The sequence below is a fragment of the Vibrio sp. 1078-1 genome (assembly GCF_033340475.1).
Genome location: NZ_JAWOWM010000058.1, coordinates 1 through 1,322, shown reverse-complemented (window position 1 = coordinate 1,322; position 1,322 = coordinate 1). Strand labels below are relative to the sequence as shown.

Below are 1,322 nucleotides of genomic sequence, written 5' to 3'. Positions count from 1 at the left end.
TTCCCCCTTCCTGAGCACACAGTTGCTCCTTGATAACAGGGTGAACAAAGATACGAGCCACCTCATCGCTCTTAGCAGCATAACGGATGAGTTCAAAATGCCTCTTATCCCATTGATGATTTAATATCGAGTAGTCTTGCAGCTCAACCACTCCCATAGGAATCGGCAAGTGAAGTTCGTTATAGGAGGGGGGAGAGTCAGCTAAACGCAACCAGATATCAATATCCAGCCCCGTTTGATGGCTTGAATGACCAGATGAAAAACGGCCGCCACGAGGTAAAGAAAGGTCGCCAATTAGTAAAGTAGTTTTTAACTTTTGATTCGCCTTTAAAGCTAGGCTTTCAACAAAATCTATAGTGTTAGGGTGCCCATAGTAGCGATTCGTTCGACTACGTAACACTTGATAACCTGTACCTTCTAAAGGCAGCGGGGAAGCCCCATCTAAGCAGCCTTTCGCGTAACTACCAATAGAAGAGGATATATTATGAGTGGGAGCACTAACTTGCTCCCATGGCGTAGCATAAAGAGGAGCTGAGAAAAATAAACTTAAATAAAAAGAAAGACTCAGCCGCATCATACATCCCCTTTAGTAATGTTCACCATTATCATAGTAGGCATTTGGCGATAGTGCAGAAAAAATGACTGCTACATCAATATCTTCACCGACTACACCACGAACCTGTTGTGTAATTACTTTCGCCACCTTGTCTTGAGTCTCTTGTCCTCGATCAAACCACAAAACTTCAACAAAAGGATAAGCAGGACTTACCTCGCCTTCACTAAAGAAAGTTGTGTAGATGTACTCAAAAGTAAAATCTTCTCGTGGACTATTCATTAGTGGCTGGAGCTCGTCAGTCAGTGGCTTTGACAAAGCTTGTACTGCTTGAGGTTCTACAGCGCGAAATCGTAGATGTGGCATAAGGTTAATCCTATATTTGTATTGTCCTAAGATGATAACAGGAACAACAACGCTAATCATCCCAACAACAACTAGACGCGTTCTTAAAAATACCCAGAAAAACGCTAATAAATATCAACAAGAGCGTGAGATTCCAATCAGTGACATTCAACGACAAGGGATCACTAGCGGCTAGCTGGAAATCTGCTGTTCTTTATATAGGGAAAGTAGATAAGAGATTAGGGCAGTTCAGACTTAGCTACCATTAGCTACCATTAGCTACGCGCCTAGAATCGCCTATTTGGGAACTTGAGTTCACAAAGAATAAATTTTGCCATTTTACAAACGTAAAAAAGCCCCAGTCTTTCGACTGAGGCTTTAAATATGGCAGGGGTGGAGAGATTCGAACTCCCAACACGCGGAT

General features: G+C 42.5%; 2 protein-coding genes. Both read right to left on the bottom strand.

Annotated features, from left to right (window positions below; genetic code table 11):
• Positions 1–574, bottom strand: a 574-nt coding sequence (locus tag R7190_RS25560) for a penicillin-insensitive murein endopeptidase (RefSeq protein ID WP_318137640.1), incomplete at its 3' end; no start/stop codon positions are given.
• A gap of 12 nt (positions 575–586) precedes the next feature.
• Complete coding sequence (locus R7190_RS25555) at positions 587–919, bottom strand: DUF1904 domain-containing protein (RefSeq protein WP_005483015.1); 333 nt, start codon at positions 917–919, stop codon at positions 587–589.
• Positions 920–1,322 lie beyond the last annotated feature (403 nt).

Excerpts from the sequence above, each read along its gene's own strand:
- R7190_RS25555 (WP_005483015.1), bottom strand. The coding sequence starts at position 919 with ATGCCACATCTACGATTTCGCGCTGTAGAACCTCAAGCAGTACAAGCT.